The sequence below is a fragment of the Pseudoteredinibacter isoporae genome, assembly GCF_011602085.1.
In the GTDB taxonomy this organism is placed as follows: domain Bacteria; phylum Pseudomonadota; class Gammaproteobacteria; order Pseudomonadales; family Cellvibrionaceae; genus Pseudoteredinibacter; species Pseudoteredinibacter isoporae.
The window spans coordinates 1,549,367-1,574,111 of record NZ_JAAONY010000001.1; the positions used below are offsets into that span (position 1 = coordinate 1,549,367).

Annotated in this window: 9 protein-coding genes and 1 pseudogene; 8 read left to right on the forward strand and 2 right to left on the reverse strand. The window is 48.7% G+C overall.

Features of this window, described 5'->3' with window-relative positions:
• Positions 1-6: 6 nt before the first annotated feature.
• Positions 7-423, reverse strand: coding sequence for a ComF family protein (locus tag G8768_RS06790; RefSeq protein WP_166849495.1), 417 nt, complete (start codon positions 421-423; stop codon positions 7-9).
• A 123-nt stretch (positions 424-546) separates the two neighbouring features.
• Positions 547-729, reverse strand: a pseudogene (locus G8768_RS21335) (double zinc ribbon domain-containing protein); the annotation flags it as partial.
• Between the two features lie 219 nt (positions 730-948).
• Between G8768_RS21335 and bioB the strand changes: the two are divergent.
• The 8 genes from bioB (at position 949) to G8768_RS06830 (ending at position 24,709) form a co-directional block, all read left to right on the forward strand.
• Entirely contained in the window at positions 949-2,010 is a 1,062-nt protein-coding gene (gene bioB / locus G8768_RS06795) for a biotin synthase BioB (RefSeq protein WP_166849492.1), read from the forward strand.
• A 3-nt stretch (positions 2,011-2,013) separates the two neighbouring features.
• Positions 2,014-3,195, forward strand: coding sequence for an 8-amino-7-oxononanoate synthase (bioF, locus tag G8768_RS06800; RefSeq protein WP_166849489.1), 1,182 nt, complete (start codon positions 2,014-2,016; stop codon positions 3,193-3,195).
• 10 nt (positions 3,196-3,205) lie between these two features.
• Entirely contained in the window at positions 3,206-4,876 is a 1,671-nt protein-coding gene (bioC, locus tag G8768_RS06805) for a malonyl-ACP O-methyltransferase BioC (RefSeq protein WP_166849486.1), read from the forward strand.
• A gap of 11 nt (positions 4,877-4,887) precedes the next feature.
• The gene (gene bioD, locus G8768_RS06810) at positions 4,888-5,577 is read left to right on the forward strand and encodes a dethiobiotin synthase (RefSeq protein ID WP_166849479.1); all 690 of its coding nucleotides are present in this window, start codon (positions 4,888-4,890) and stop codon (positions 5,575-5,577) included.
• A 287-nt stretch (positions 5,578-5,864) separates the two neighbouring features.
• On the forward strand, positions 5,865-7,907 hold the full coding sequence (locus G8768_RS06815; protein WP_166849473.1) for a filamentous hemagglutinin N-terminal domain-containing protein: 2,043 nt from the start codon (positions 5,865-5,867) through the stop codon (positions 7,905-7,907).
• Positions 7,904-9,577: a ShlB/FhaC/HecB family hemolysin secretion/activation protein gene (locus G8768_RS06820; protein WP_166849469.1), complete on the forward strand. Its 1,674-nt coding sequence runs from the start codon at positions 7,904-7,906 to the stop codon at positions 9,575-9,577. Before G8768_RS06815 ends, G8768_RS06820 begins: the two co-directional genes overlap by 4 nt.
• A 20-nt stretch (positions 9,578-9,597) precedes the next feature.
• A complete protein-coding gene (locus G8768_RS06825; RefSeq protein ID WP_166849464.1) occupies positions 9,598-10,461 on the forward strand; it encodes a tetratricopeptide repeat protein in 864 nt (287 codons plus the stop codon).
• A 70-nt stretch (positions 10,462-10,531) separates the two neighbouring features.
• The gene (locus tag G8768_RS06830; RefSeq protein ID WP_166849459.1) at positions 10,532-24,709 is read left to right on the forward strand and encodes a hemagglutinin repeat-containing protein; all 14,178 of its coding nucleotides are present in this window, start codon (positions 10,532-10,534) and stop codon (positions 24,707-24,709) included.
• Positions 24,710-24,745 lie beyond the last annotated feature (36 nt).

Sequence of the window (24,745 nt, forward strand, 5' to 3'; positions counted from 1 at the left end):
CTTGGCTTAACTGGACATGTGCTGGGGTGTTCTGGCCAGGCAGGCGATATCAACCGACGTAGCGCCGTGATTCAACAGAAGCTCACTGATCACATTGGCGGTGGTTGCTGTGGTCATTACATCATCTATCAGTAGCAGCCTCTGTCCGGCCACTGGCCCGTGAACAGAAAAGCTACCGCTAAGATTTTTTAGTCGTTGTTTTCGATTGAGTCCCTGTTGGCTGTGGCTCCATCGACTTTTCCCCAATGCTTGTGTGTGGGGGCATTGGCAGTATTGCGATACAGCTTTCGCCAGCTGATAAGATGGGTTGTAGCCTCGACGAAAACGTCTTAAGGGGTGGCTGGGTACGGCCAGTACCGCATCATAAGCCCTGTCACATTGGGCGAGATAAATACCGACTGCCCGGCTTAGTTGGGTTTCCAAAAACGTCCTGGCGTCCCGATTCGCCTGATACTTGAAACGCTGGATGAGTCCATTAATGGGGAATTCGTACCGCCACAGGCACAGACAGTGCTGGAAAACCGGAGGTTCACGAAGGCAGTGGGCGCAAAGCTCAGCACGGCTGCTCAACGGCAGCGCGCAGCGCTGACAGCAGTGTTCAAGCCATGGCAGGCCCGCGAGGCAAGGTTTGCAGGTTGTCTGTCCCGGTTGCCCGCAGAGCAAGCACTGATTTGGAAAGAGTTGTTTAAGAACCTCCCGGAGAGGCTGTGGTTTAGCGGGCTGGGGCATGATGATGGGAGTCCTCCCGTTCTCGACAGTAAGCTTGTATAGGGTCAGTTACTTAGCCCTAGTCAACCATTGGGTGGTTTTTGGGTTGACAGGGGCTTCTCAGCTCTTATGATGCTAGCTCTACAAGACTGGGGCCAAAGCCCAAAGTGTGATTTAGCTGCCGAGCTACCTGCCACGTGCATCGACCCAGAGAACGATAAGAGAACAAGAGAGATCACCATGTTCAACGCCGAAATTCGCCACGATTGGACCCGTCAGGAAATCAGCGAGCTGATGAACCTGCCTTTTAATGAGTTAATGTTTCAAGCTCAGGTGGTTCATCGCCAGAATTTTGATCCTAACCAAGTGCAGGTGAGCATTCTTTGTTCCATTAAGACTGGCGCCTGCCCTGAAGACTGCGCTTACTGCCCACAGAGTGCCCGTTATGACACCGGCCTTGAAAAAGAGCGTTTGATGCAGTTGGAAAAGGTGCTGAACGAGGCCAAAGATGCAAAGGCTAAAGGTGCAACTCGTTTCTGTATGGGTGCTGCCTGGCGTTCTCCAAAGAAAAAAGACATGCCCCACGTCACTGCGATGGTGCGTGAAGTGAAGGCCTTGGGTTTGGAAACCTGCATGACTCTGGGCATGTTGAGTGAAGATCAGGCCAGCGAGTTGGCTGATGCCGGTTTGGATTACTACAACCATAACCTGGATACGTCTCCGGAATACTATGGCGACATTATTACCACTCGCACCTATGGCGATCGCTTGGAAACTCTGGATCATGTGCGTTCGGCTGGAATGAAAGTTTGCAGCGGCGGTATTTTGGGCATGGGTGAAGAGCAGAACGATCGTATCGGTCTCATCCAGAATCTGGCTAACCTTCCTGAACACCCTGAGTCAGTACCCATTAATATGCTGATTCGTATTAAGGGCACGCCGTTGGAAAATATGGATGATATTGATCCACTGGAATTTGTTCGCGCCATCGCGGTTTCCCGTATTGTGATGCCGAAATCCTATGTGCGTCTGTCTGCGGGTCGCGAACAGATGAGCGACGAGTTACAGGCGATGGCCTTTATGGCAGGTGCCAACTCAATTTTCCTGGGGGACAAGTTGCTGACTGCGGCTAACCCTGGCGAAGGTAAAGATGCCAAGTTGTTTAAACGCTTGGGCATTAATGCGGAAACACTGGAGCAGCCACAGGAAGTTGAGAAAGACGATGAAACTGTGGAAGAGGAATTGCTGCAAGCCGTTAACGAAGCCAAATACGATGCGCATTTTTATAATGCGGCAAAATGATCTGTGTCAGCTTTACTTCACCGTTTGAACCAGCGCCTGGAGGCACGTCGAGAACAACAGCTTTATCGCGAGCGATTGAATCTCGGTTCTCCACAAGGTGCAGTGGTTCAATTTGGTGAAAAAGCATTTCTGAATTTCAGCAGTAACGATTACCTTGGTCTGGCCAATCATCCGGCTTTAATTGAAAAGGCCAAACACAGTCTGGATCAATTTGGCTTTGGAGCCGGAGCTTCCCACTTGGTGTGCGGCCATAGCGATTTGCATCGTGAGCTGGAGCAGCAGTTGGCAGCATTTACTGGTCGTGAGCGAGCTTTATTATTCCCGTCCGGCTTTGCCGCCAATCTGGCCATTCAACAAGTCTTGCTCAGTAAAGGCGATGCGGTCTTTCATGATCGCTTAAATCACGCTTCTCTATTAGATGGCGCCCAGTTGAGCGGCGCTCGCCTGCTGCGTTTTTCTCATAATGACATGGATCACTTGCGTCAGCGTTTAAGTTCCAGTTCGGCGGAAGGAAAACTGATCGCCGTGGATGCGGTATACAGCATGGATGGCGATCTCGCGCCTCTCGATCAGCTGGCCGATATTGCGAGCGAAGAAGATGCATTATTGCTGGCGGATGATGCACACGGCTTTGCCGTTCTGGGGGATGCTGGTGCGGGCAGTGTGGAGCATTGGAATCTGGATCAGAACGCACTTCCTATCTTGATGGGGACTCTCGGAAAGGCTATGGGCAGTTATGGCGCATTTGTTGCCGGCAGCGAAGCTCTCATTGAAGCTTTGATTCAGTTTGCCCGGCCTTATATCTATACCACGGCGCTGCCACCCAGTGTGGCAGCCGCCAGTCTAGCGGCGCTGGATATTGTTCAGAACGAACCTGATCGCCGCAAGAAACTGAAGCAGCTGATCGACTATTTTCGTGAAGGCAGCCAGAGCCTTGGGCTTCCTCTGATGTCGTCACCGACGGCTATACAGCCTCTGTTGTTGGGCGATTCTGGTCTGGCGTTGAGTGCGGCAGCAGCTTTGCGAGAGCGGGGAGTTTTTCTGGTGGCAATTCGTCCGCCGACGGTTCCTCAAAATAGCGCTCGATTACGAGTTACCCTGACGGCCGATCATGAGCAGTCCCATATTGATCAACTTTTAAAAGCACTGGATCAATGTTTGCCAGATTCAGTTCGTAAAAAGTGATAAAGCAGTTATGAATAGCGTAGCGGCCAATGTGCCTTCAATGACCACTTCCCAACGCATTTCTATTGAATGTGTGGCCTATCCCGCTTTAAGTGATGACGCGGATCATTATGTGCTGATTCACGGTTGGGGTTTGGGCCGGGATGTATGGCACAGGGCTTTGCCACAATTACGGCACGTTAATGTTCATTGCATCAGCTTGCCAGGCTTCGACCAGTCGCCTGCGACGCCTTATCGTTTGGCAGATTTGCTGAATGCCCTTGAAGAGGTCTTGCCTGAATCCTGTCATTTGGTGGGCTATTCATTGGGTGGCTTGCTGGCGCAAGCTTTTTTGAGCAGTAAGAAGGTGCTGTCTGTAACTTGCCTTGCAGCGGGTCCCAGGTTTGTCGCGAGTTCAGATTGGCCTCATGCCATGGCCGAAGATGTTTTTGAAGAATTTAAAGCGTTCTTCGAGCGCGACCCGAACACTTGCTTGCGTCGATTCATGGGCTTGCAAAGTCAGGGCGATGCGGAGCAGAAAAAAAGTCTGGCTCAAAGTCTTGGCCTGTTAAACGCCAATGGTTTGAATGCCGACTATTTTTCTAGCCCTGAAAATATGGCCGTCTGGCAAAAAGCGCTGGAACTGCTGGGTGAAGTGGATAATCGAAAAACCTTGTTCGAGAGCCACAATAAACCAGTTCATTTTATTTTTGCCGAGCAGGATGCATTAGTCCCAGTATCAGTTGCTAAAATTATCGAAAGTTGGTCTTTGAGTCATATTAAGGTGAGTGTTGTTCCCGGTGCCCATGGTTTGCCGAGTCATTTGAATCAAGACAACAATATTGCACGCCTTCTGGAAGCCAGTCAGCGCGAGGACAGGGCTCGTTACCGTTTAGATAAAAGCCGTATTGCCCGAAGTTTTTCTCGTGCGGCAGTAAGCTATGACAGTGTGGCTGGTCTTCAGCGTCAGGTTTGTGAGCATTTGTTTCAACAACTCCCTCATGAAAGCTTACCAGACAATGTGGTTCTGGATTTGGGTTCAGGGACTGGGTACTTCAGTCATTTGTTAGCCCAACGACCTGAACCCGAACAGCCGAAGCAGCTATTCAATCTGGATCTGGCCGAAGGCATGTTGCGCTTTTCACGCGAGCAAGAATATTCGACAGGGCAGCTAAGCCATTGGCTGGCCGCAGATGCTGAAGCACTTCCCCTTGCTGACAACAGTGTTGATTGCCTGTTTTCAAGTTTGGCGATTCAATGGTGTCAGCAGGAAGACCAGTTGTTCAGTGAAATCTACCGGGTTTTGAAACCTGGCGCCAAAGCGTTTATTGCGACTCTGGGGCCGGAAAGTTTATGGCAGTTACGTGATGCCTGGGCTCAAGTGGACGATAAAGTGCATGTGAACCGCTTTACTCCTTGGTCTGATCTTAAACGTTCGATTGATAACGCGGGTTTGTGTTCTGATATCGAGAAGGATGAAATCGTAGTGCGCTTTGATACATTCAAGCAATTGCGGTTCGATTTAAAAAACCTGGGTGCACAGAATATGAATGCGGGCCAGGAGGGCGGCTTATCCAGCAGACGCCGTCTGGAAGCATTGTTAAAGGCTTACGAAGGATTTCGTCAGGCGAAATCGCAGGGCGGGCAGCTGCCATTGAGCTACGAAGTGTATTATCTACAGCTGGAAAAACCCGAGAGTTGACGAGATAAGCCATGGCCAATAAAACGTTTTTTGTCACTGGAACCGACACGGATGCCGGTAAAACATTTATTTCTGCAGCATTGCTGCATAAAGCAAATTCGGAAGGCTTAAGAAGTCTGGCTTTAAAACCTGTTGCTTCGGGCAGTGAACAACAGGAAGAAGGGCTTCGAAACAGCGATGCGTTGATCTTACAGGCTGCAATGTCGGAATCCATGGATTATGAACAACTGAATCCCTTCGCTTTTGAGCCGGCAATCGCTCCGCATATTGCAGCAGAGCAGGCGGGTTTGAGGCTTTCTGCATCACGTCTTGCTGGTTTTTGCCGGGGTGCTTTGTTTACTCCTCATGATTTCTCTCTGATTGAAGGTGCTGGAGGTTGGCGAGTGCCACTCAATGAGCGGGAGAACTTCTCCGATCTGGCCAAAGAAATGAACCTCCCCGTTGTTCTGGTGGTGGGCTTGCGTTTGGGTTGCATTAACCATGCCTTGTTGAGTTTGGAATCTATTGCTTGTGATGGTCTGCAGATTGCCGGCTGGGTAGCCAATCATGTTGACCCGAACATGAGCTGTATGGAAGAAAACCTTGCTACCTTAAAGCGACGAGTTGATGCACCGTATCTGGGTTTTGTACCAAACCTCGCTCATGAAAAAGAGGCAATGAAAAAAGCGGCGGAGTATTTGAGTTTGCCAAAACTGAATTAGCCCCTTTATTTTTTTGCAATACGGATTACCTTTCTTTGGTTGTTGTCCCGTCAGACAATAGTCTCTTAAGCATAGATTCATTTTCCTTTCCTAGTTCCTACTTCCGAAGTAAACCGCTGGTTATTTTCATTAAAAAGGCTGAGTGACTTGGTCTTTTGAAGCGCTAGACTTTTTAAATACGCAAGGGCCATGCACCCGTTACATGGCCTTGATTCTTGATTAATGAAATATATCTAGGGCTTAAATGAGCAGGAAGCCCGCTTTAGGCACAGGGAAGTAGCTAGTTTATGTCCGCTAAATATTTGCATTTAAAGCCTATTTTTAGGGTTGCTTCAAAATTTTTTTTCTGCTCGTGCTTCTCTGCCACGACTCTCTCCGCAAATACTGTTGTTCCTGATGGTAGTACTGAAACCAGTGTTCGCCAACACAATGGCATCACCGAAATTCAGATTGCTCCGGCCAATGATGACAGGACCAGTTATAACCGTTACACCCGGTTTGATGTGAGCCGGGACGGCGTGGCGTTGAACAATCGCGATGTCGCGGCTCGTACCATTGTGAATGAAGTAACGGGCGGAAAGTTATCCACGATTGCCGGGCAAATTGAAGTTCTGGGAACTCGGGCCCATTTGGTGATTGCCAACACTAATGGTATTTCTGTGGATGGTGTGAGCTTTATTAACACGGCGGATACGATTTTGACAACCGGAGTTGTGTCGTCCGTCGAGCGTCAGCTGGGCCCGGGTTTAAGTCAGCTTAACACTCTACTGGACACCAATGCTGGCACCATTGTTATCGGCGAGGGCGGCCTTTCAGGCGCAATGAGCAGTCTGGATTTGATTGCTCAATCGATTGAAATTAATGGTGTCATCCACAATATTGGTGTCGGCCGCAGAAATCAGGTCCGCCTATTTGCTGGCGAGAGCCTGACGGAATTGGACAGCTCTTTGTCGCCATCGAACCCCACCCGTAGTGTTGCTTTGGTTCAACAGAAAAAAGAAAGCCATGAGGGCATTCTTATCCGAATGAGCGATCAGGGATCGATCGACTCTGGAAGCATTTTGATTGGTGTGAATGCCAAAGGCGCGGGCGTGAAGCTGGCGGGTAATTTGATTGCTCGCAGCGGAAATTTTCTACTCAGTGCCGATGGGGCCATCCGTTCAACAGCCTCTATCCGTAGCGCGGGGCGTATTGCCCTAAAATCCAGTGACGACATCCATTTTGAAAGTAATCTCGACAGTGAGCAGGCGGAGGTTTCCGCTGGGAATGGCATCAGTATCGAAACGCCGGGCAAGTTTAGCTCGGAGGGAGTTCTAATCAGTGCGTCGATTGATGAGCGAACACTGCCCGCACTTGATTTTGGTCCCTACGTCGACCCGGCAACCTTGCCTTCCATTGATATCCAAGCCGGTGAGGGAATGGAATTTACGTCTCTGGATGGCGATCACCTCAGCATTCTATTTGCGGCAAACGGTGCCATTAAATTGCAGTCTCCCGGCGATATTGTGAATCGTAATGGCCGCATGATTAGTAATGGCGCCATCAATATACAAACTTCAGGGAAGTTTCAAAATCTCCTTTCGTATACCGAGTTTGATGGACGAGGTGAAATACAACATACGGAATCCCAAGGCTCACGCCGCTGGTATACCTTATTTCTGAAGCGGGAAAAGCGCCGGGAAACCTGGGCAGATTTTGGCAAGATGCTAATTGAAGGTGAGCTGCCGACCTTGGTAGCTGATGGCAATTTGTCGATAAACGCCGGGCATATCGACAATATAGGCGGCGATTTTATCTCCAATGGTGGCGATATTAATTTAGTTGCAAACACCATTCACAATGAGGCAATTGCCCTGGGTGAGCTGCGGTTTAACAGTCGTTGTGTGATTTCATGTGATCAGCACGGTAGCTCCAGCGTTCAACTTTATGGTGGGGGCATCAAGGCTGCCAACGATAGCCATCTCAATGCCCGGGAATCGTTCTACAATCTCGGCGGCACGGTATTCAGTGTTGCGAATACACAAATTACCACACCGTCCTTGCGTAACGAGGCCATTACCATTCCGAATGTTTTCCAACGCCCGAAGGGCTTGGCGGGTTTTTTCAGTCATCGTACAGGTCGCGTTTTTCGACAGGATCAAGGTGGCGCCCTGATCGCCAATATGGGGCGACTGGTGATTAATAGCGATGCGGACGTAAGCCTTGTGGGTGGATTGCTACAAGGCGGGGATGATGAAGAGATGCCCGAAAACATCACCATAGTCCGCGAGCGTCTTACGCAAAGCCCAGTGACTGGAGAGTCCATTGGCATATTCGGGAAAGGGCTATGATCAACGGTAAAAGTTTACTATCAGCACTGTTGATGACGCTAGCACCATTTACAGCGCCCGCTCTGGCTCAATTGGATGTGCAGATCGAATCCGAGGCGGATCGTTTTCTTAAAGAACAACAATTGCAGCGTGAACGAGAGGAACTGCAACGTCAGCAACCATTGTTGGCCGAACCTGAGCAGGAAGAAGAAAATAACTTCTCTGACAAAATCTGTTTCACCATCGATTCAGTTGAGGTAGATGGCGTTGAAGCCATCGATAAACAGCTGGTAAATGATCTAACTCAAGAAGTCATTGGCCAATGCATTGGTCAAAAGCGAATTGCCAAACTGCTGCAAGCCATTAATGCCTTATATATGGATCGCGGCTTCATAACAACAAGAGCCTATTTGCCTGAGCAAAATCTAAGTCGCGGAAAGCTGCTTATCAAGGTACTGGAAGGTCGCGTCGAAAAGGTCCAGCTTAATGAAAGTTCACTGAGTGATCGCACACGTTTATGGGCAGCCTTGCCGGGAACCGAAGTGGGTTCTGTTTTAAACATGCGTCATCTGGAACAGGCGGTCGATCAGTTGGATGCCCCTCCTTCTGTAAAGTCTCAAATCAAGTTGTGGCCAGGAGAAGAAGTGGGCACATCACTGGTGGAAATCACCACCACTGAAAAAAATCGGTTTCGTGCAAACATCAGCACCGACAACGATGGCCAGGAAAATACCGGAAAGCAACGACTGAAGTTTGGCTTGGGTATGGATAATCTCTTGTCTCTCAACGAGACAATGAACCTGAATTACATCGGCAGCCGCGACACCAATGCACTTATTTTTCAATTGAGTCTCCCGTTTCGTCGATTTAATTTTTCCTTTACCCGCAGTTATTCCGAGTATTTGAGCATTCTCTCAGAATACAGTGAGCTGTTTGGCCAATCGGATTCCACGTATATGAATCTCGATTATATGCTGTTCCGAAATACCAAACATAAAATCACTCTGAAATCGGGCTTGTCGCTTCGTGAATCGATCCGTTATATCAACGACACGGAACTAGTGCCCCAGAAACTCACTGTTGCCAGTCTGGGTGTAGAGCATCGTTATATTGCTGAAAAATCCCGTTGGTTAAGCAGCCTGAACTACAGTCGGGGGCTTGATACCTTGGATGCGACAACTGATCCGGCTGATTTGGTGGATGCTGCTCCCCATGCACAGTTTTCCAAATTGGAAGCCAATGTTCACTTCAGTCGTCCGTTGGGTGAGCTCGCCTATTTGCAATCTCTTTTGGCCGCGCAATATGCCTTTGATTCGCTTTATGGGTCGGAGCAAGTTCATCTGGGCGGTTTGGGGACAGTTCGCGGTTTCATTGGTCAACCGTTCAGTGGTGATCGGGGCTTCTACCTTCGCAATGATGTTTCCTGGCCAAAAGCCGGCAAGGCGCTCAGTGAATGGGTTCCTTTTATTGATGTTTCGTTAAGCAGTTTTATTGACCTGGGGTATGTCAAATCCAGAGCCGAGAACATTTACGGCCGATTTGAAGAAAGTCTGTCTGGAATGGGCTTCAGTGTAAATGCGTATTACGGCGATAGCCGTATCGCGCTCACACTCGCGACGCCACTTCATGCCAGTCAGCAACACATCAAGGACGATTATCAGCTGTCCTTTTCTGTAAATCTGAATTTTTAAAAGCACAAATGAGGTGTTTTATGTTAGCTAAATCAACGATCTATAAAACCACCGGCGCCGTGGCGTTGTCGGCTTTTTTATTGCTCTCCCCGATGAGTCTGTTGGCCAAATCCAAAGCCACAGATGACGCTCTCAAGCAACTGGAATCACAAAAGTTTGAAGAAGCGGCCAAGGCATTATCATCCAGCTTTGAAGCGGGCGACGGTGATGCGGCCTTTTATCTTGGACGCATGTTTGAGCTGGGTTTGGGAACCAAGGCGGATATTAAACGCGCAGCCGGCTTATACCAATTGGCTGCCGATAAAAACAGTGCCTTGGGGCAAAACCGTTTGGCATTAGTTTACATTCGCGGCGAAGCCGGTGTGTTGCAGGATTACAGTCAGGCGCTGGAGATTCTAAAAAAGGCTGCAGCAACCGGCAATGCCGATGCCCAGTTTAACTACGCCACCATGTTTGAAAAAGGCTGGGGATTAAAGCCGAACATGAAAGAAGCGGTGACGTGGTTCACCAAAGCCGCTGAACAGCAACACATTGGTGCTCAAAACAAACTGGCTTTGGCCTACCGCGATGGTAGTGGTATCAAGGAAGACCAAAAACAAGCCCTGCGTTGGTTTTCTGAAGCGGCCGCTCAAAACAATCCTTTAGCTCTGTATGAAATGGCCAACGCTTTTGAAGAAGGTAAATTTCGTCCAGCCAAGCAGGGTACCGCTTACATGCTGTTCAACCTGGCGGCCGCAGCCGGGCTTCAGCAAGCCGCCGCTCGTCGCGACAATATTCTGAGCAAGCTAAGCACCGAAGATGTCAACAAATATCAAAAGTTGGCACGCAGCTGGGTGGAACAAAGCAGCAAAGATCGTTTGAAAACCTTGAACAAGGGCGTGTAATCAGCGCCTTTTATAAGTTTAGCCATCGCATTAGTCAATGAAGTTTGATCGTGTTCAGTAAGGGATGATTATGACAACGAGTAACGTACGTTCGCCAAGCAGGAATTGGTCAGCAAAGCTGATTGCGTATTGTTGTTGCTGGAGCTTGTTGAGCCAGACATTCTTTACGGCGACAGCGATGGCAGATCCCATTGTTGATCCCAAAGCGCCTATTGAATTTCGGCCAACAGTTCACCAGTCATCCAATGGAACCTCGGTAGTGGACATTACCGCCCCCAGTGAGGCAGGGGTTTCACTCAATCAATATGAACGGTTTGATGTTAACGAGAAAGGCCTGGTTCTGAACAACAGCCTTGTCGATGGCGAAAGCAATCTGGCAGGTTTCCTGGCGGCTAACCCTAATTTGAGCAGCCGCTCAGCCAACCTCATCGTCAATGAAGTCACGGGTAATGTGGGTTCAGCACTGTTGGGCCAGATTGAGGTGTTTGGAGATAAAGCATCGGTCATTATTGCAAACCCCTATGGCATTGCCTGTAATGGTTGTGGCTTCATTAACACCGACAGTGTGGCGCTCACGACGGGGCGTCCTCTGTTAACCGGCGGCCAGTTGGATCTGGATATCAGCGGTAATGCCTCTGTCTCAGTCGGTGAGCTGGGTCTTAGTGGCGACGTATCGGCACTGAGCTTGATTTCCGGAAAGATTGATCTCAATGGCACAACCGTAGTCACCGGTGAACTGAATTTAGTCGCGGGCGATATGTTGTATGACTACAGTCAACGCGCAGTAAAGCAAGGTCGAGGCGGTAATTCAGAACCGCTTTATGCCATTGATGCCAGTCAATTGGGCGCCATGCGAGCCGGCAGTATCAATATCATTGTTGAAGGCGAGAATGCGGGCGTTCGCTTAATGGGGTATGCCAATGCCGAGCGAGGCAATCTGAACATTGATGCCGACGGCAATGTCTCCCTGCGAGGCACGGCGGCGGCTGGCGGTATTACGATAGACAGCAAGGCTGCCGTTCGCCAGGAGAAAGATTTTTCCGCCGGGCAGGACATCAATATTCATTCCAAAAGTCTTTTTGTTGCTGATGGCGGCGCTATCCAAACTGCAGAGTCGCTCAATGTCAACGTTCTCGATGCTGCCGCTATTTATGGTGATACTCAAGTTCGAGGTGCTGCGACTATTTCCGCAGCTGGCGGTATTACGCTCGGTGAAGAGTTTCTTGTCGGCCGTGGCGTAAATTTGCAAAGCGAGGGGACGGTCACCTTTGCTGAGGGTATCTTTTCAGCCCCAAGTTTCAATATACAATCGGCGGCAACGGAAACGTTGGCCGGTGCTACCCTTCGGATAGATGAATCACTTTCGATTGACGGCGGCAATATCGATTTCGCGGAAGGCAGTTATGTAATCGCCGATGGCGCCAGTCTTCAATTTAATAACAACGATTTATTTAACAGTGGCGCTCAGATTTTGGGACGATCATTCTCAGCGAGCGGCAACATTGGTTTAAACGAGCAAGCGGGCATCATCCAAACCGACCAACTTGCCCTGGAATTCAGCGACCGCTTCAGCAACGCAGGCAGCATTACGACAGAGCAGTTCGATACGATTCGTTCTCCTGTTTTTGAAAATCTGGCCACTGGCCGCATTTCCGCTCCGTCGATTGATGTTGATGGATTTTTTAGCAATGCAGGCACCTTGTCCAATGAAGGAGATCTTGCGCTCCATGCCCGTGACGGTCTGGTCAGCACAGGCACGATTATAAGTTCAGGACTATTGAGTCTGAATTCCGAAGCGCTGTTGCAACTCGGTGGCACTATTCAAGCGAGCGAGGCCATTACGGCCTTCAGTGCGTCGGGTGGCATCGCTATCAACAATCTAGATTTGATCACCGCTGGTGACTGGAATTTGGATGCCAACGGCAACGATATTCAAATCAATAATTTGCAGGCCCAAGCGGCCGGTACGCAATGGCGAGCGGCCAATATTCGCTTAGGGGGCTCTGTCAATGTTCAAACGTCCGAATTGAACATCGATATCAATGGTGCCTTTGACAATACCGGAGCCTTTACTGGATTCGAAAACCTTCTTTTGAGTTCAGCGTCCTTCAGTAATAGTGGTGTTCTTACCGCTGGTGGACAGATTAGCATCGACTCCGCGAGTTTTGACAATCAGGGAAGCATTAATGCACCAACTTTGATTCTTGATGTAGATACGCTGTCAAACAGTGGTTCCCTGTCCAGTAACGTTCTGGATGTTACCTTGCAAACGGCGTTGAATAACAGCGCTGGTAACATTCAGGTTCTGGATCAATTTACCCTGAACAGCCCAGGCTTGATTAATGATGGTGGCTTGATTGTTGCCGGTAACTTTACCGGCAATATCAACGGCGATATCAGTAATGTGGTCGGTGTCATAGAGGCCAAGCAGCAACTGATTTTATCCGGCGGCAGCTTGAATAACCAACAAGGGCAAATCAGCCTGAGTTCGGGTAGCATTTCCATTTCTGGTGAAATCGACAACAGCGGCGGTCAGTTTCGTGGTGCGAATTACCGTTTAAGTGGCGGCAGTTACCTAAGCGATTCAGACAGTTTGCTCTACGCAACCGACAGTCTTGGCGGTACCTTTTTTGGCGAATTTAATAATCAGGGATTGGTCTATGCGATCAACAGTATCGATCTGAACGCAGCTAGCCTGACGAATGACAGTCTGATTTACAGTAGCAGCAATGCTCTGAACGTTTCAGGTTTATTGACGAACGCAGGCGACATTCATGGCGATACATTGAATCTTTACGCCGGTGAGCTGATCAATGAAAGCAACGCTACCTTGTTTGCCAAAGACAGTGCGACGGTTTCTGCCGGCACATTGACAAATGACAGCTGGATTTCAGCCATAAATTCCCTGACCGTCAATGCAGGCACTCTGAACAACAACGCCACCATAGGTGGCATTCTCTTGCCGTTAACCGTTGGTAATGAAGAGCTGACAGGCAATGGTGTGCTGCTTGTAGACAGCCTTAGCGTGAATGGCGGCACCATCAATAATGCAGGGAGCTTATTGGCGGAAAGCTCCGGCGCAATCCATATTGCCAATTTGTTGGACAATCAGGGTGAAATATTTGCGGCAGACTTACTGCTTTCCCGTATTACCGAGGACCAGCTGCAATCGTCTCCCGATATTCGCCGCGTGATAAGCCAATCAGGTTTGGCCGACATCAATAATCGTGGTCGCATTCTTTCCTCAACACTGCAAACCAATGTTGGTCACATCAATAACGAAAGCCTGATCCAGGCCGACGATATCACCTTGCTTCAGGCCAATAGCGTTCATAATGCGAGTGATGCCCGCTTAATGTCCCAAACAGCGAATCTGGACATTTCAGGTGAACTGCTGAATGAGGGCCTGATTTTCGCGGAAACCGCCTTAACCTTGAAGGCCGGTGAACTCAACAATACAACCTTGATTAATGCGGGCACCGCAGATATCGCCATTGAGGGCGTTTTGGATAACAGCGGTTCCATCATCGCTGCGACTGAAAATGCCGCGAACAGCATACAGGCGCACACCTTGATCAATACGCAAGATGCGGTCATCAGAAGCGCATCAAATTTGAGTCTTGATGTAACAGGTACCGGAAGCGGTGCCGGTTTAATCAATAGCGGCGTCATTGTAAGTGACCGATCAATAGACTTGGCCGGCGGTGATATTCGTAATAACGCCGACGCCGTTCTGATCGCGTTGGAAAATATCAATGGTTTGGCATTGTCCGGTGATATCGACAATGCTGGGCGAATTGCAGCTGGCGATGTGGATACACAAAGCGGCAGTTTAACGCTTGGCGCAAATAACATTACCAACCAAAGTTCGGGCTTGATTTACAGCGCCGGTGATATTGATATTCAAGCCGGTGGCTTATTGCAAAACCTCAGCGATGGGAACGACTCGGGAACGGTGTTCGCCGAAAAGGCCTTGAGTGTGAGTGCTGACCGCATCGAGAACCAGTGGCAGATCAGTTCTATTGATGTAAACATTGACGTTGTCGATACGCTTGATAACAGCGGTTCCATTGTGAGTACCGATCTGTTGTTAAAGGCCGGTAGCTTGACCAACCAAAGCACCGGTTTGATATCGGCTGTGAACAGTATCGACGCTGCGGTTGATTCCATGGCTCAAAACAGTGGTCAGATAATTGCCGCTTCCGGTTTAGATTTTTCATCCGATGCATTGAACAACGGCGGCGAGATGTCTGCGGAAACCATTGAACTAATGGTTAATGCCGAGATATCCAACAGTGGCAATATTCTGGCATCCACGTCTTTGGAGCTGAACGCCACGAGTCTTGATAATGATGCCAACGGTAAAATTCACGCCTCTGAAAATGCTACTTTGGAATTGACCGGGATTCTGAGCAATGCCGGCGAACTTTATGCGGGTGATCAGCTGCAGATTTCTGCTTTACGGCTTATTAACACAGGTGCGATTCGCGCGGGTGATATCGGTTTAACACTGAACGCTCCGCCATCAAATGAACCCAGCGTCAACAACAGCGGCAGCATTGCCGCAGAAAGTGGTTGGAATGCTGCAGGCTTGGGTGGTGGTTCGATTGAGATCAGTACGCAAGGGGACGTTCTGAACAGTGGTGTCGTTGCGGCTGAACGGTTCAACTTACACGCGCGATCGTTAGAGAATATTGACGGTACGCTGTCATCAAGCGGTCGAATGAATATCGATTTGCAAGAAACGTTACTGAACCAACAGAGCAGTAACGGTGGTGTTATTCAAGCGGCAGATGTTTTAGAGCTGACCGCGAGCGACATCGATAATCAAGCCTATCTCCTAGGCTTGGCCGACATTAATATTACCGCCACAAGCTTGTTGAACTCTGGCAGCATTAATGGTGGTGCCAATATTACAGCAACCCTAAGCGAAAATATCATCAATACGGGTGCGTTTATCGCTAAACAGAACGCTACTCTGCTGGCCTCATCCCTAACAGTGGACGGTGTTAATTCTGATATCGGTTTTATTCAAGCCGGTGAAATAGAACTGACGGTCCCAACTATTGAGGTCGGGCAACAAGGTGTGTTGCTGAGTGATAGCCAGCTAACGATTAACGCTTTGAACACCTTGGCGAATGCCGGGCATATTCAATCAGGCGCCACTGAATGGCTTGCCACAGGCATTGGTAGCGAGGTGAATAACAGTGGTTTTATTCTGGCCGAAAGCTTAACGGTTGAAAACCTGGAACGCTATCACAGCGTTGCGGGGCTTTTGGATGCCCAAGGGGATATTACTCTGGACCTCAGTGCTTTAAGCGATTCGCGTATTTCACTGGAACAGGGTGCGCAAATGGTGTCGAGAGCAGGCCATCTGCTTCTGGCGGCCAATACCATCAGCAATGACAGCAGCTTAATCGATGGTGTGGGTGCCCTTACCATTCGAACCGATACCTATGAAAACCTGGGTAACGCCGCGATAAATGGCGGAGACGTTCATCTGGAAGTTCGTCGTTTGGTCAACACCGGCATTATTGGCGGTAACTTACTGGGTGGCGTTGGTCTTGAGGAAGTGATCAATGATGGCGGCGTGATCAGTGCTGATGGTATCAGTTGGGATTTGAAGCTACTGCAAAATAATGGCGGCCGTATCGACAGCACCGCTGATATCAGCATTATCACCGACGTATTCGAAAACAGTGGCGGTGATGTTTACGCTAATTCCGGAAGCATTGGCTTAACAGTCAATAACTCCTTTTCCAATACGAGCAATATTGTTGCCAGTGGTGCTCTGAGCATCAGCGCCGACAGCCTGAGTAATCGTGGCTTATTGGCCGGGGGCAGCGTTTCTCTGTTTGGCCGTGATATCGATCAATATGGCAATTTGCAGTCTTCCGGTTCCGTCTCGTTAACAGCGCAAAACGAGTTGTATTTTGCAGTAGGCAGTTTAAGTCAAGCCGCGTCACTGACCGCTTCCGGCCGAAGCATCAGCAACTTCGGTACGATCGCTGGCAGCGGTTCGGCAATATTTAATACCGGGCAAGGCGATTTTAATAACAATGCCGATATCCTGTTTGCGGGCGTAACGGTCAATGCTGGCAGCATTGTGAATACCGGTTTGATTCAATCTAACGGCAACGATTCCTTCAACGCCGATACCATTAATAACTCGGGTTTTATTTACGGCGGCAACAGCACCGTGCAAGCTCGTAGCCTGTTGCGTAACCTTGGTGTGATCAGCAGTGCGAACGATTTGACCATTACCGCACCGGAGTTGATCAATCGCGGCGGCTACCTGGCCGGTGCCAATTTAACCTTGAATGCAAGCAATACGGTAGATAACAGCGGAGGGGTATTGTATGCCACCTCTGGAGCATTGAGTGTTGATACCCAGGAATTGATTCTGGCCGCGTTCCAAACCACGCAGAATTTGAGCGAAAGTGAAACGGTCGATCTGGTAACGGCCAGTGATAGCGGCAAAGCCGATGCGGTTTCTGACATTGCCAATCAACTGGAACAGGATTTAGCCGCAACAAGCGACCAGGCGGAACAAGACGCATTAATTGCAGCCGCAAGCAGTGCCATTCAGGCGGAACTGCCCGGCATCAGCGAAGCAGAGCAAAGTGCCTTGACCATGCTGCTGTCTCAACAGGGCGATAATCCCGATAACAGTGTGGAGGTGGTGCAAGAATCCTTATTGTATTCTGCGGGTGAGTTGAACCTGAATGTGGGCAGTGACTTGAAGGTTGAGGGCGATATTTCCTCGGTTCAAGCGGCCACAATAACGGTGGCGGGCGGCATTGAACAACAAGGTCGTATTGCTTCTGGAAGCAACTTGACGATCAATCTTGCCGGTGATTTTAATTCCGATCGCAGCGCCCTAACCACCTTGAACAGCGGCGGTGATGTGTTTGTCAGCCCCACGGGTACGCAACTGAATGATCGGGTTTATACCGCCAGTCGTCAGAACCTGGAATTAAATGGGGCAAACAACATCAGCCTGATTGATTCCAGCTTGCAAGCCGGCAATAACTTAAGCGTAAACAACAGCGCCGATGCCGAGCTCATGTTGAGTGGCAATCAGGCGCGCCTCTATGCGGCGGGCAATCTGGATTTATCCTCCGGAATCAAATCCATCCATATTGATGCCATTAACGATAAAAACAATATTGAAGTTCGCAATGCCAACATCAAACTTTCAGGCGATTTCAACAATAGCGGTCATGTAAAAAGCACCGGCACTTTTAATATGGATGTTGGCGGGGATCTAAATTTGGCCAGCGGCAGTATGCTGCACGGCAGTACTTTGGATTTAACTTTAACGCAGCAACCCGATTTCAGTCAGGAAACCATCAAAGCCGATACCCTTCTTACCTTACGTCTGCCTGAGTTTAGTTTGGCCAGCGGCGAAACATTGCGTATGGATGGTGCTGTGCACATTTTTGCAGACGGTAACATCAGCAACTCCGGCCAGATCATTTCCCGCAACGCGGGTATTCACCTTGGTGCACAGAACATCAGCAACCATGCAGGGGCTACACTCGTTGCCTCTGGGTCCATCAATGGCGCCGCCAGTAGCACGGCATCCAACTCAGGTTATATTGGTTCTCTAAGCTCCATTGCATGGACAGGGGGCTTTGGTGGCTTTAATGCGTCTTCAGGCACCATTGCCAGCAAGGGGAGTATTTTTTTGGGCGGTGGCGATCGCGCCGTTAACGACGGCATTATTCATGCAGAAAATCACGTCACTCTGCAAGCGAATGACCTCAGTGTAAATCTGGGCGTGATTCAGGCCGACTCCGTTACCTTTGACGGACGATCAGGAGCGAATCAGGGCTTGGTTAGTGTGAGCGGTATCGGCGGAATTACCTTTGTTGGTTTTTCCCAAGACGCCCAAGACAACAGCAACCCCCCTGAAATCAATGGCCCTGGTAATGTAAATACCGGTCCAAGTGGTGATACGCCCGATGGCCTTGGTAACCACGGTGAAGAAGACACAACGCCCGCCACCGCAAATAATGATAATCAAAGCGGTGCTGGCACCGCAGGTTCGGTAAATACCCGTAACGGTGGAGCCATCGACGACGCCGACATCAGAGCGCGCCGTGACTTGATCGGAATCGATCAGCTGCGCCAGCTCGCTTTAAGTGGTGATATTGATGATGCCCTGGCCAGTCAATTGTTGAATGGCCCGGTATCCGGCAGTTTAGCCAGTACAACGACTCGCCCTGCGGCGCCATCCGCCTTGGATCTCGATCAACTCTTTGCCGGAATCAGTGTAAACTCACAACCGGCTCCGGATGACGATAACGACCAAAGCACCCTGCCAAGTCAGCCTAATCCATTGGCCGACCCGGCGACACTAACGGCTGAGCAGCGTATCGCTGCCACCGAAGTTATAGTGCAGGTTTCCGATGAAGATTTTGCAGAGGCCCTGGCGGCTGGGTCGCCCCAAGGTGCCACAGCGGGCAGCTTTTGGGACACCAGCGATCTTGAAAACCGATTGGCTCAGTTGCACAGCCGACAGCTGCGCTCCAATGGCCAGCCCAATGAGAATACCAACCCTGCCTTTAATAACATTCAGGTAGACCCGGATGAATTCGCTCAGAATATCCGACGTTTATTGGCACAAGGGTTCTTTAACGACAGCATATACGATTACGCCCAAGCATACTTTAACGGTTCTTCGCCAACACCTGTTGAGAACGATTCAAAAGATCAAAACGACAGCACTCATTTGTTGACTTATGGGCAGCTGATTGACCCTGATAGTGGCACCTTGTTAGCCAACGGAACCTTTATTAACAGTGGCGAAACAGAAACCCAGGCCCATACGCGTTTCGTGTTGAATGACCAACAACTGTTAGGTGAAGTGGCTCAGGAAACTCTGGACTTCCTGCAAGACCTTCCATCCTCTGAAGAGGAAAGTGAAAGTACAGATGTTGCTCGAAATACCCTGGCCGCCTTGGGCATTGAATTCAAACCCGATGAAGACGGAAAGATGGATTTATCCGGCCGCAGCATTGCCGGTCGGGGCTTGGATAATCTTCAAATTACCGAGGATGAAGACGGTAACTTATTCATCGCCGTTGCCGATCAACGCCGGGGAATCTCCCTGGGCAATATGGCAGGCTTGTTCTCTCCGAATCTTGACGGCACTTATACCGATGCAAACGGTAACCGAGTCAGTAAAGAAGCGTTTCAGGCCCAAGTGGCGGAAAACAACCCTCACTTGTTTGGTTCAAGCGGCGCAGACGATGCGGAAAACCGTAGCGCGTATTTTAATAGCATCTTGGCGCGAGCCGATGCAAACTCCCTAAATAATATTGCCGCCGGCGGTGTCACCATTGTGGGTGGGCGAGATGCTGAGGGCAACTACACCCAACTGGCCGGCAACTTTATTAACACAGGCAGCATTGATACCGACAACCTTACCGTTATGGCGCAAGGTGTGGTATTGGGTGATAACAGCAGTATCAACACCCGTGGCGATTTTTATCTCGATGTCAAAAATGACATTGACTTGGGCGTAGGGCAACACCTCAATATTGGCAATAACTTTATCGCCAAAACCGATGGTGATATCAAACTTCAAGCGGAGCGTATAGAAAGTAATCATACACGCGGTGGTGTTACTGTTGAAGAAGTCAATCACAGACTCGCCAGCCTGAATGTCGGTGGTAACTTACTGTGGGATGCCGGTAATAACGTCCTGCTGAGTGGCGCGACTTTAAATGTAGGCGGTGCCGCCCAAATCAAAGCCGCAAACGATGTTCGTATTGAAGCCGTCGCCAATAGCCAGAGTGAGACTGAAAAACGGAAAAACTTTGAAGAAACCTTTTCTTCGCTGACTCATGAAGGTTCCAGGTTGTCAGCATTAGGTGATATATCAGTAATCGCTGGAAATAATTTGGATGTAATAGGATCAAATATAGTTGCAGGGAACAGTGATATTCAATCGAATATATCGCTGGCCGCGAGCGGTAATATGACCATTGCTTCTGTAACTGATGAAAACTATCACTATCGTTTCCATAAAAAGAAGAAGAGCTTTGGCCGCAGTAAGACCTACACTGAAGAAAGCTTGGATTCAAAAAACATATCCAGTAATGTGATTGCTACAGGGAATGTGTTTATTAATAGTGCTATAGATAATGAAGGTAAAGTTGGAATCACCAAAAGTAATAATGTGTCCATCGTCGGTAGCAATGTTGGAGCGGGTGGCAGAACCATTGTTGCGGCTCAGAACAACGTAGAAATACTGTCAGCCATTGAGCAGTTCGGTTCCTATAAACAAAAGAAAAAATCCGGCTTTCTTGGGATATCTAAGTCAAGCAATTCTAACCTTCAAACCCAGGCGCGCCATGTTGAAAGCAGGGTAGTCTCAGGCTTCGATACGCAGGTCTTGGCTGGGAATGATCTGAATCTCAGGGCCAGTAATGTCGCAGCCAAAAACGACGTGGAGCTAAGAGCTGGCATTCTCAATGAATCAGGGACATTGACACTGAACGCAGGTACAAACACGGATTACAACAAAAAGGTCAGTTATAAAAAACGTACCGGCCTGATTGTAACGGGTAATGGAATTGCTGTGTCGGCTGCGCAAGAAAGAGGCCAAGAAACTCTTTCAAATACCGCTGTGGGATCAACCGTAACGGGGGGAGGAGATGGAACTTTAGTGGCTGCACAGGATGTGAATGTTATTGGTAGCCTCGTTGAAGTTGGGGGCAAAATAAGAATTAATGCAGGACGTGATGTTAATATCGTTGATAAAGCACAATCCTTAACGTCTACAGACTGGGCAAATGAAAAAACATCTGGTATTAGCTTTTCTGCTGACAGAAACAGTGTTGGCGCCTTTATCGGAAAAGAAAGTGAAAAGAATAAAACAACGACCACCAATTCTGTGAATGCGCCTTCAGCTCTACAGGCGGGAGATGACGTTGTTATTCAGTCCGGACGTGATATCAATCAAGTTGGTAGCATAGTTAACGCTGGTAAGGATGCATTGTATATAGCAAAGAACGATATCAACATTGCTCCTAGCATTAACACCAATACTCAAGAAAGCACTTACGAGAGCTCCAGGAGCGGTTTGGGTGTCAATATTCAGCACAACTTGGGTAATACCCTTGATGCTATTCAAAATATAGGTGGTGGTGATAATGCTGTAAGTCAAGCGAGTTCCGTTCTTGCGGCTGTCGATGCAATTACTTCGTTTACTCAAGGTCCAAGCGCGAGTGTCCATATAGGGAACAGTCGCAGTACAGAGCATTCGATTTCTTCACAAGAAAATGCCCAAAACAGCCAAATCAAGGCCGCAGGTAATGTTGTGCTAAAGGCAGATGGTGATGCCAACTTGGCCGCCGTCGATATTAATGCGGGCAATACCATTGCAGTGGCGGCCAATGATATCAATATTTTGGCTGCCGACCAGCAGTACAACAATGATGTCGATAGCGAATCAACAAGTTCAGGATTTTTACTTCGAGGTGGAGGTAATCAGGCCAGCATTGGAGTCTCCTACAATCAAAGTACAGCCGAATCAAACCAAAATGGTGGCCGGGCTGCTGTATCTAACTTCAGTGCCACGAATATATCCTTGGATGCAAAAAATGATCTATTGATCGAAGGCGCAAATCTATCGGCCGCGAATGATATCAAGCTTGTTGCTGCTAATGATATTTCAATAAATAGCGCTCAAAATAATAGTAGCAGCTCTACAGACAGCAATAGCGTCAACGGCGGAATGGGTTTGGCTGTCACAGTTGGGCAGGGTGGCGCTTCAGTTGGTTACTATGTCGAAGCCGGCTTCAGCAAAAATGACTTGGACAGGGAAAGCAGCAGTTATCAGAATGCCAGTATCAATGCGGGCGGTAATTTGATTGTTAATAGTGGAAATGACACGTCAATCATTGGTGCCAACCTAGAGGGCGACAATGTGGACATCGATGTGGGCGGTGACTTCACGCTCGCCTCTCAGCAGGATACGGCAACGGCCGATGGGCAAAGAATGGATGCCAGTGTCAGTGCGACGGTTGGTTTTGGTTTTAGCTTAAGTGGCTCGGTTGGTTATGGTGAGACAGAAGGCAACAAAAACTGGGTGCAAAATCAAACCAGCATTATCGGTCGTCAGTCAGTGGATGTAGATGTTGCAGGCCATACTCAGTTAGATGGCAGCTTGATCGCTAATATCGATGAGAACGGCATTGATCAGGGTAATTTGGATCTGACGACGAGCAGTATTGGCTTTAGTAACTTTGAAGGCAGCGATCAGGAAACCAGCAGCTATCTTAATATCAGTGGTGGTTACAGTAATCAGGGCAGCAGTGGTACGTCGAGTGCCGGTACGGGTAACGGCACCCGCAGTGGCGGTGGAATCACCCAAGAGGGCAGTACCAGTTGGGGTGTCAATGGTTATCACAATGAACGAGATCGTGAGCAGATAACACGAGCTACGGTCGGGCAAGGCAATATTACCGTCACCGGTGGTGAAGGGAGTGGCGAAGAAGAGTTGGCCAATCTGAATCGGGATATTGATCAGGCTCAGGTACTGCTTAAAGATGAAGAGAGCGAAACAACGCTTTATGTTACGAGCAGCAGTATAGATGCGGTAAGCAACCCAAGCCAAACTCTGGACCAATGGAAAACAGGTTTAAGTAACTATGGGAGTAATACCTTAGAGGCCATTCAAAGCCTTGATCGAGCCGCAGATTTAGGCGGGCTGGTTATTGATGCTTTTGCTGAACATGGCCTAGCTGGTGGTTTTGGCGCCGCTTTAGATTCGGCCGCAACTAAAGCGGCGGGTTGGCAGTTTATTAAATACCACCCTGAGCTACTGGCTAAACTTATTGATAACAATGCTACGGCTGAAGAGAAAGAAGAGGCGTATCAAGCCTATACCGATATTTTGTCTGATATCACTCGTACAGAACAAGAGTTGGATGTGGATGTTATTATTTCTGAAATTGATGCAAAAGGCGCGACCGATGGACAAGGTGATATCTACATTAATCACGGTGAAGGAGGTACATCTGTATCTGACGACAGTGAAGTAATTGGGGGGCTTGCCCATGAAACAGCACACAATAGTGACGACAGGTCAGAATCCAATGCGGATTATATAGGCAGAAAGGCCGAGGAAACCTTTGAGCAAGAGTTAGAACTTGCTGGCATAGAATTAGGAGGTCATAGCGAGAGTGCTCAGCAAGAGTGGCTTGAGCAAAACCGTAATTCCGAACTTGTAATCAACAACACTCGGGACTTTATGAATGAAGATGCCAGTAATTTAAGATTTTATGATGAGGCTGGTCATTACTATACAACTTTCTTTGTTGGGCTCCAGGTTGGGCTGGATGGTGAAGTAGCGGCAACCTTGGCAAGGTTTTCTCAGTTGCCGGATGAGGTCAATAATTTAGATGCTTTTTCCAATAGGGTAAGATCAGCAGCGGCGGATATTGCTGAATCATTTGGGGTAGAAGACAATTCGAGTAATGTCGAAGAGCAGATGCTCACAATTTATAATCGTTTGCATAGTCTTACCGGGGGAGATGCCGTAGCAATGCGCGAGGAAATCAGTCAACGAATCATTGTTGCTGAAACATCTGAGGAAAAGGGTTTGTTGATTCATCTATTGGGAGACTCTTATGCCCATACCCGCCTGGATGATCCAGCCAAGCTGTATGGGGGCGCGGATGACACACATAATTTAGGTCATGGCCTTGATGGTACCGCGCCAGATCAAATTCATCAGCGTCCGGAACTGTTTGAGGCATACGTAGAAAACTTGGCGCAGGTGCTTGCGGTTGATGCTCCAACTCCATTATCAGCGGACACTTTACAGCAAACACAGGATACCTTAATCGGAGCAGTCAACAATGCTGTTGAAAATTCGTATATTAATGTAGATGATGAAGGCTACAGTGTAGGACCAGAAGGAGATGATGGGCATTTTGTGTTTTCGGATGGAGCTGCTGCAAAACAAACGGTGCAGAATATTCGCGATTTGGTACTGGGGGCTGTAGGGGAAAATTCTTCTAGTTTAGTTGATTCTCCAGAGAGTAATACACTGGACCATTGGCGTGAAAATAACAATGACCGCCTAAAGGACATAGGCAACTATATTGATAACGCTACAAATGTAAGAGATGAAAATAAACGAAGATTGGAAATTCAAATTAGTAATGAATTAACTGAGGCAGTCAAGAAAGTGATTAATTCAGGAGCGGAATCGGAAATAAAAAAATAAGCTTTGGGAAATGGTTTCAGTGAAACAGGTGGGTTA

Coding starts and splice junctions, on each gene's coding strand:
- G8768_RS06825 (WP_166849464.1), top strand. CDS start 9,598: ATGTTAGCTAAATCAACGATCTATAAAACCACCGGCGCCGTGGCGTTG.
- G8768_RS06830 (WP_166849459.1), top strand. CDS start 10,532: ATGACAACGAGTAACGTACGTTCGCCAAGCAGGAATTGGTCAGCAAAG.
- bioC (WP_166849486.1), top strand. CDS start 3,206: ATGAATAGCGTAGCGGCCAATGTGCCTTCAATGACCACTTCCCAACGC.
- G8768_RS06815 (WP_166849473.1), top strand. CDS start 5,865: ATGTCCGCTAAATATTTGCATTTAAAGCCTATTTTTAGGGTTGCTTCA.
- bioB (WP_166849492.1), top strand. CDS start 949: ATGTTCAACGCCGAAATTCGCCACGATTGGACCCGTCAGGAAATCAGC.
- G8768_RS06820 (WP_166849469.1), top strand. CDS start 7,904: ATGATCAACGGTAAAAGTTTACTATCAGCACTGTTGATGACGCTAGCA.
- bioD (WP_166849479.1), top strand. CDS start 4,888: ATGGCCAATAAAACGTTTTTTGTCACTGGAACCGACACGGATGCCGGT.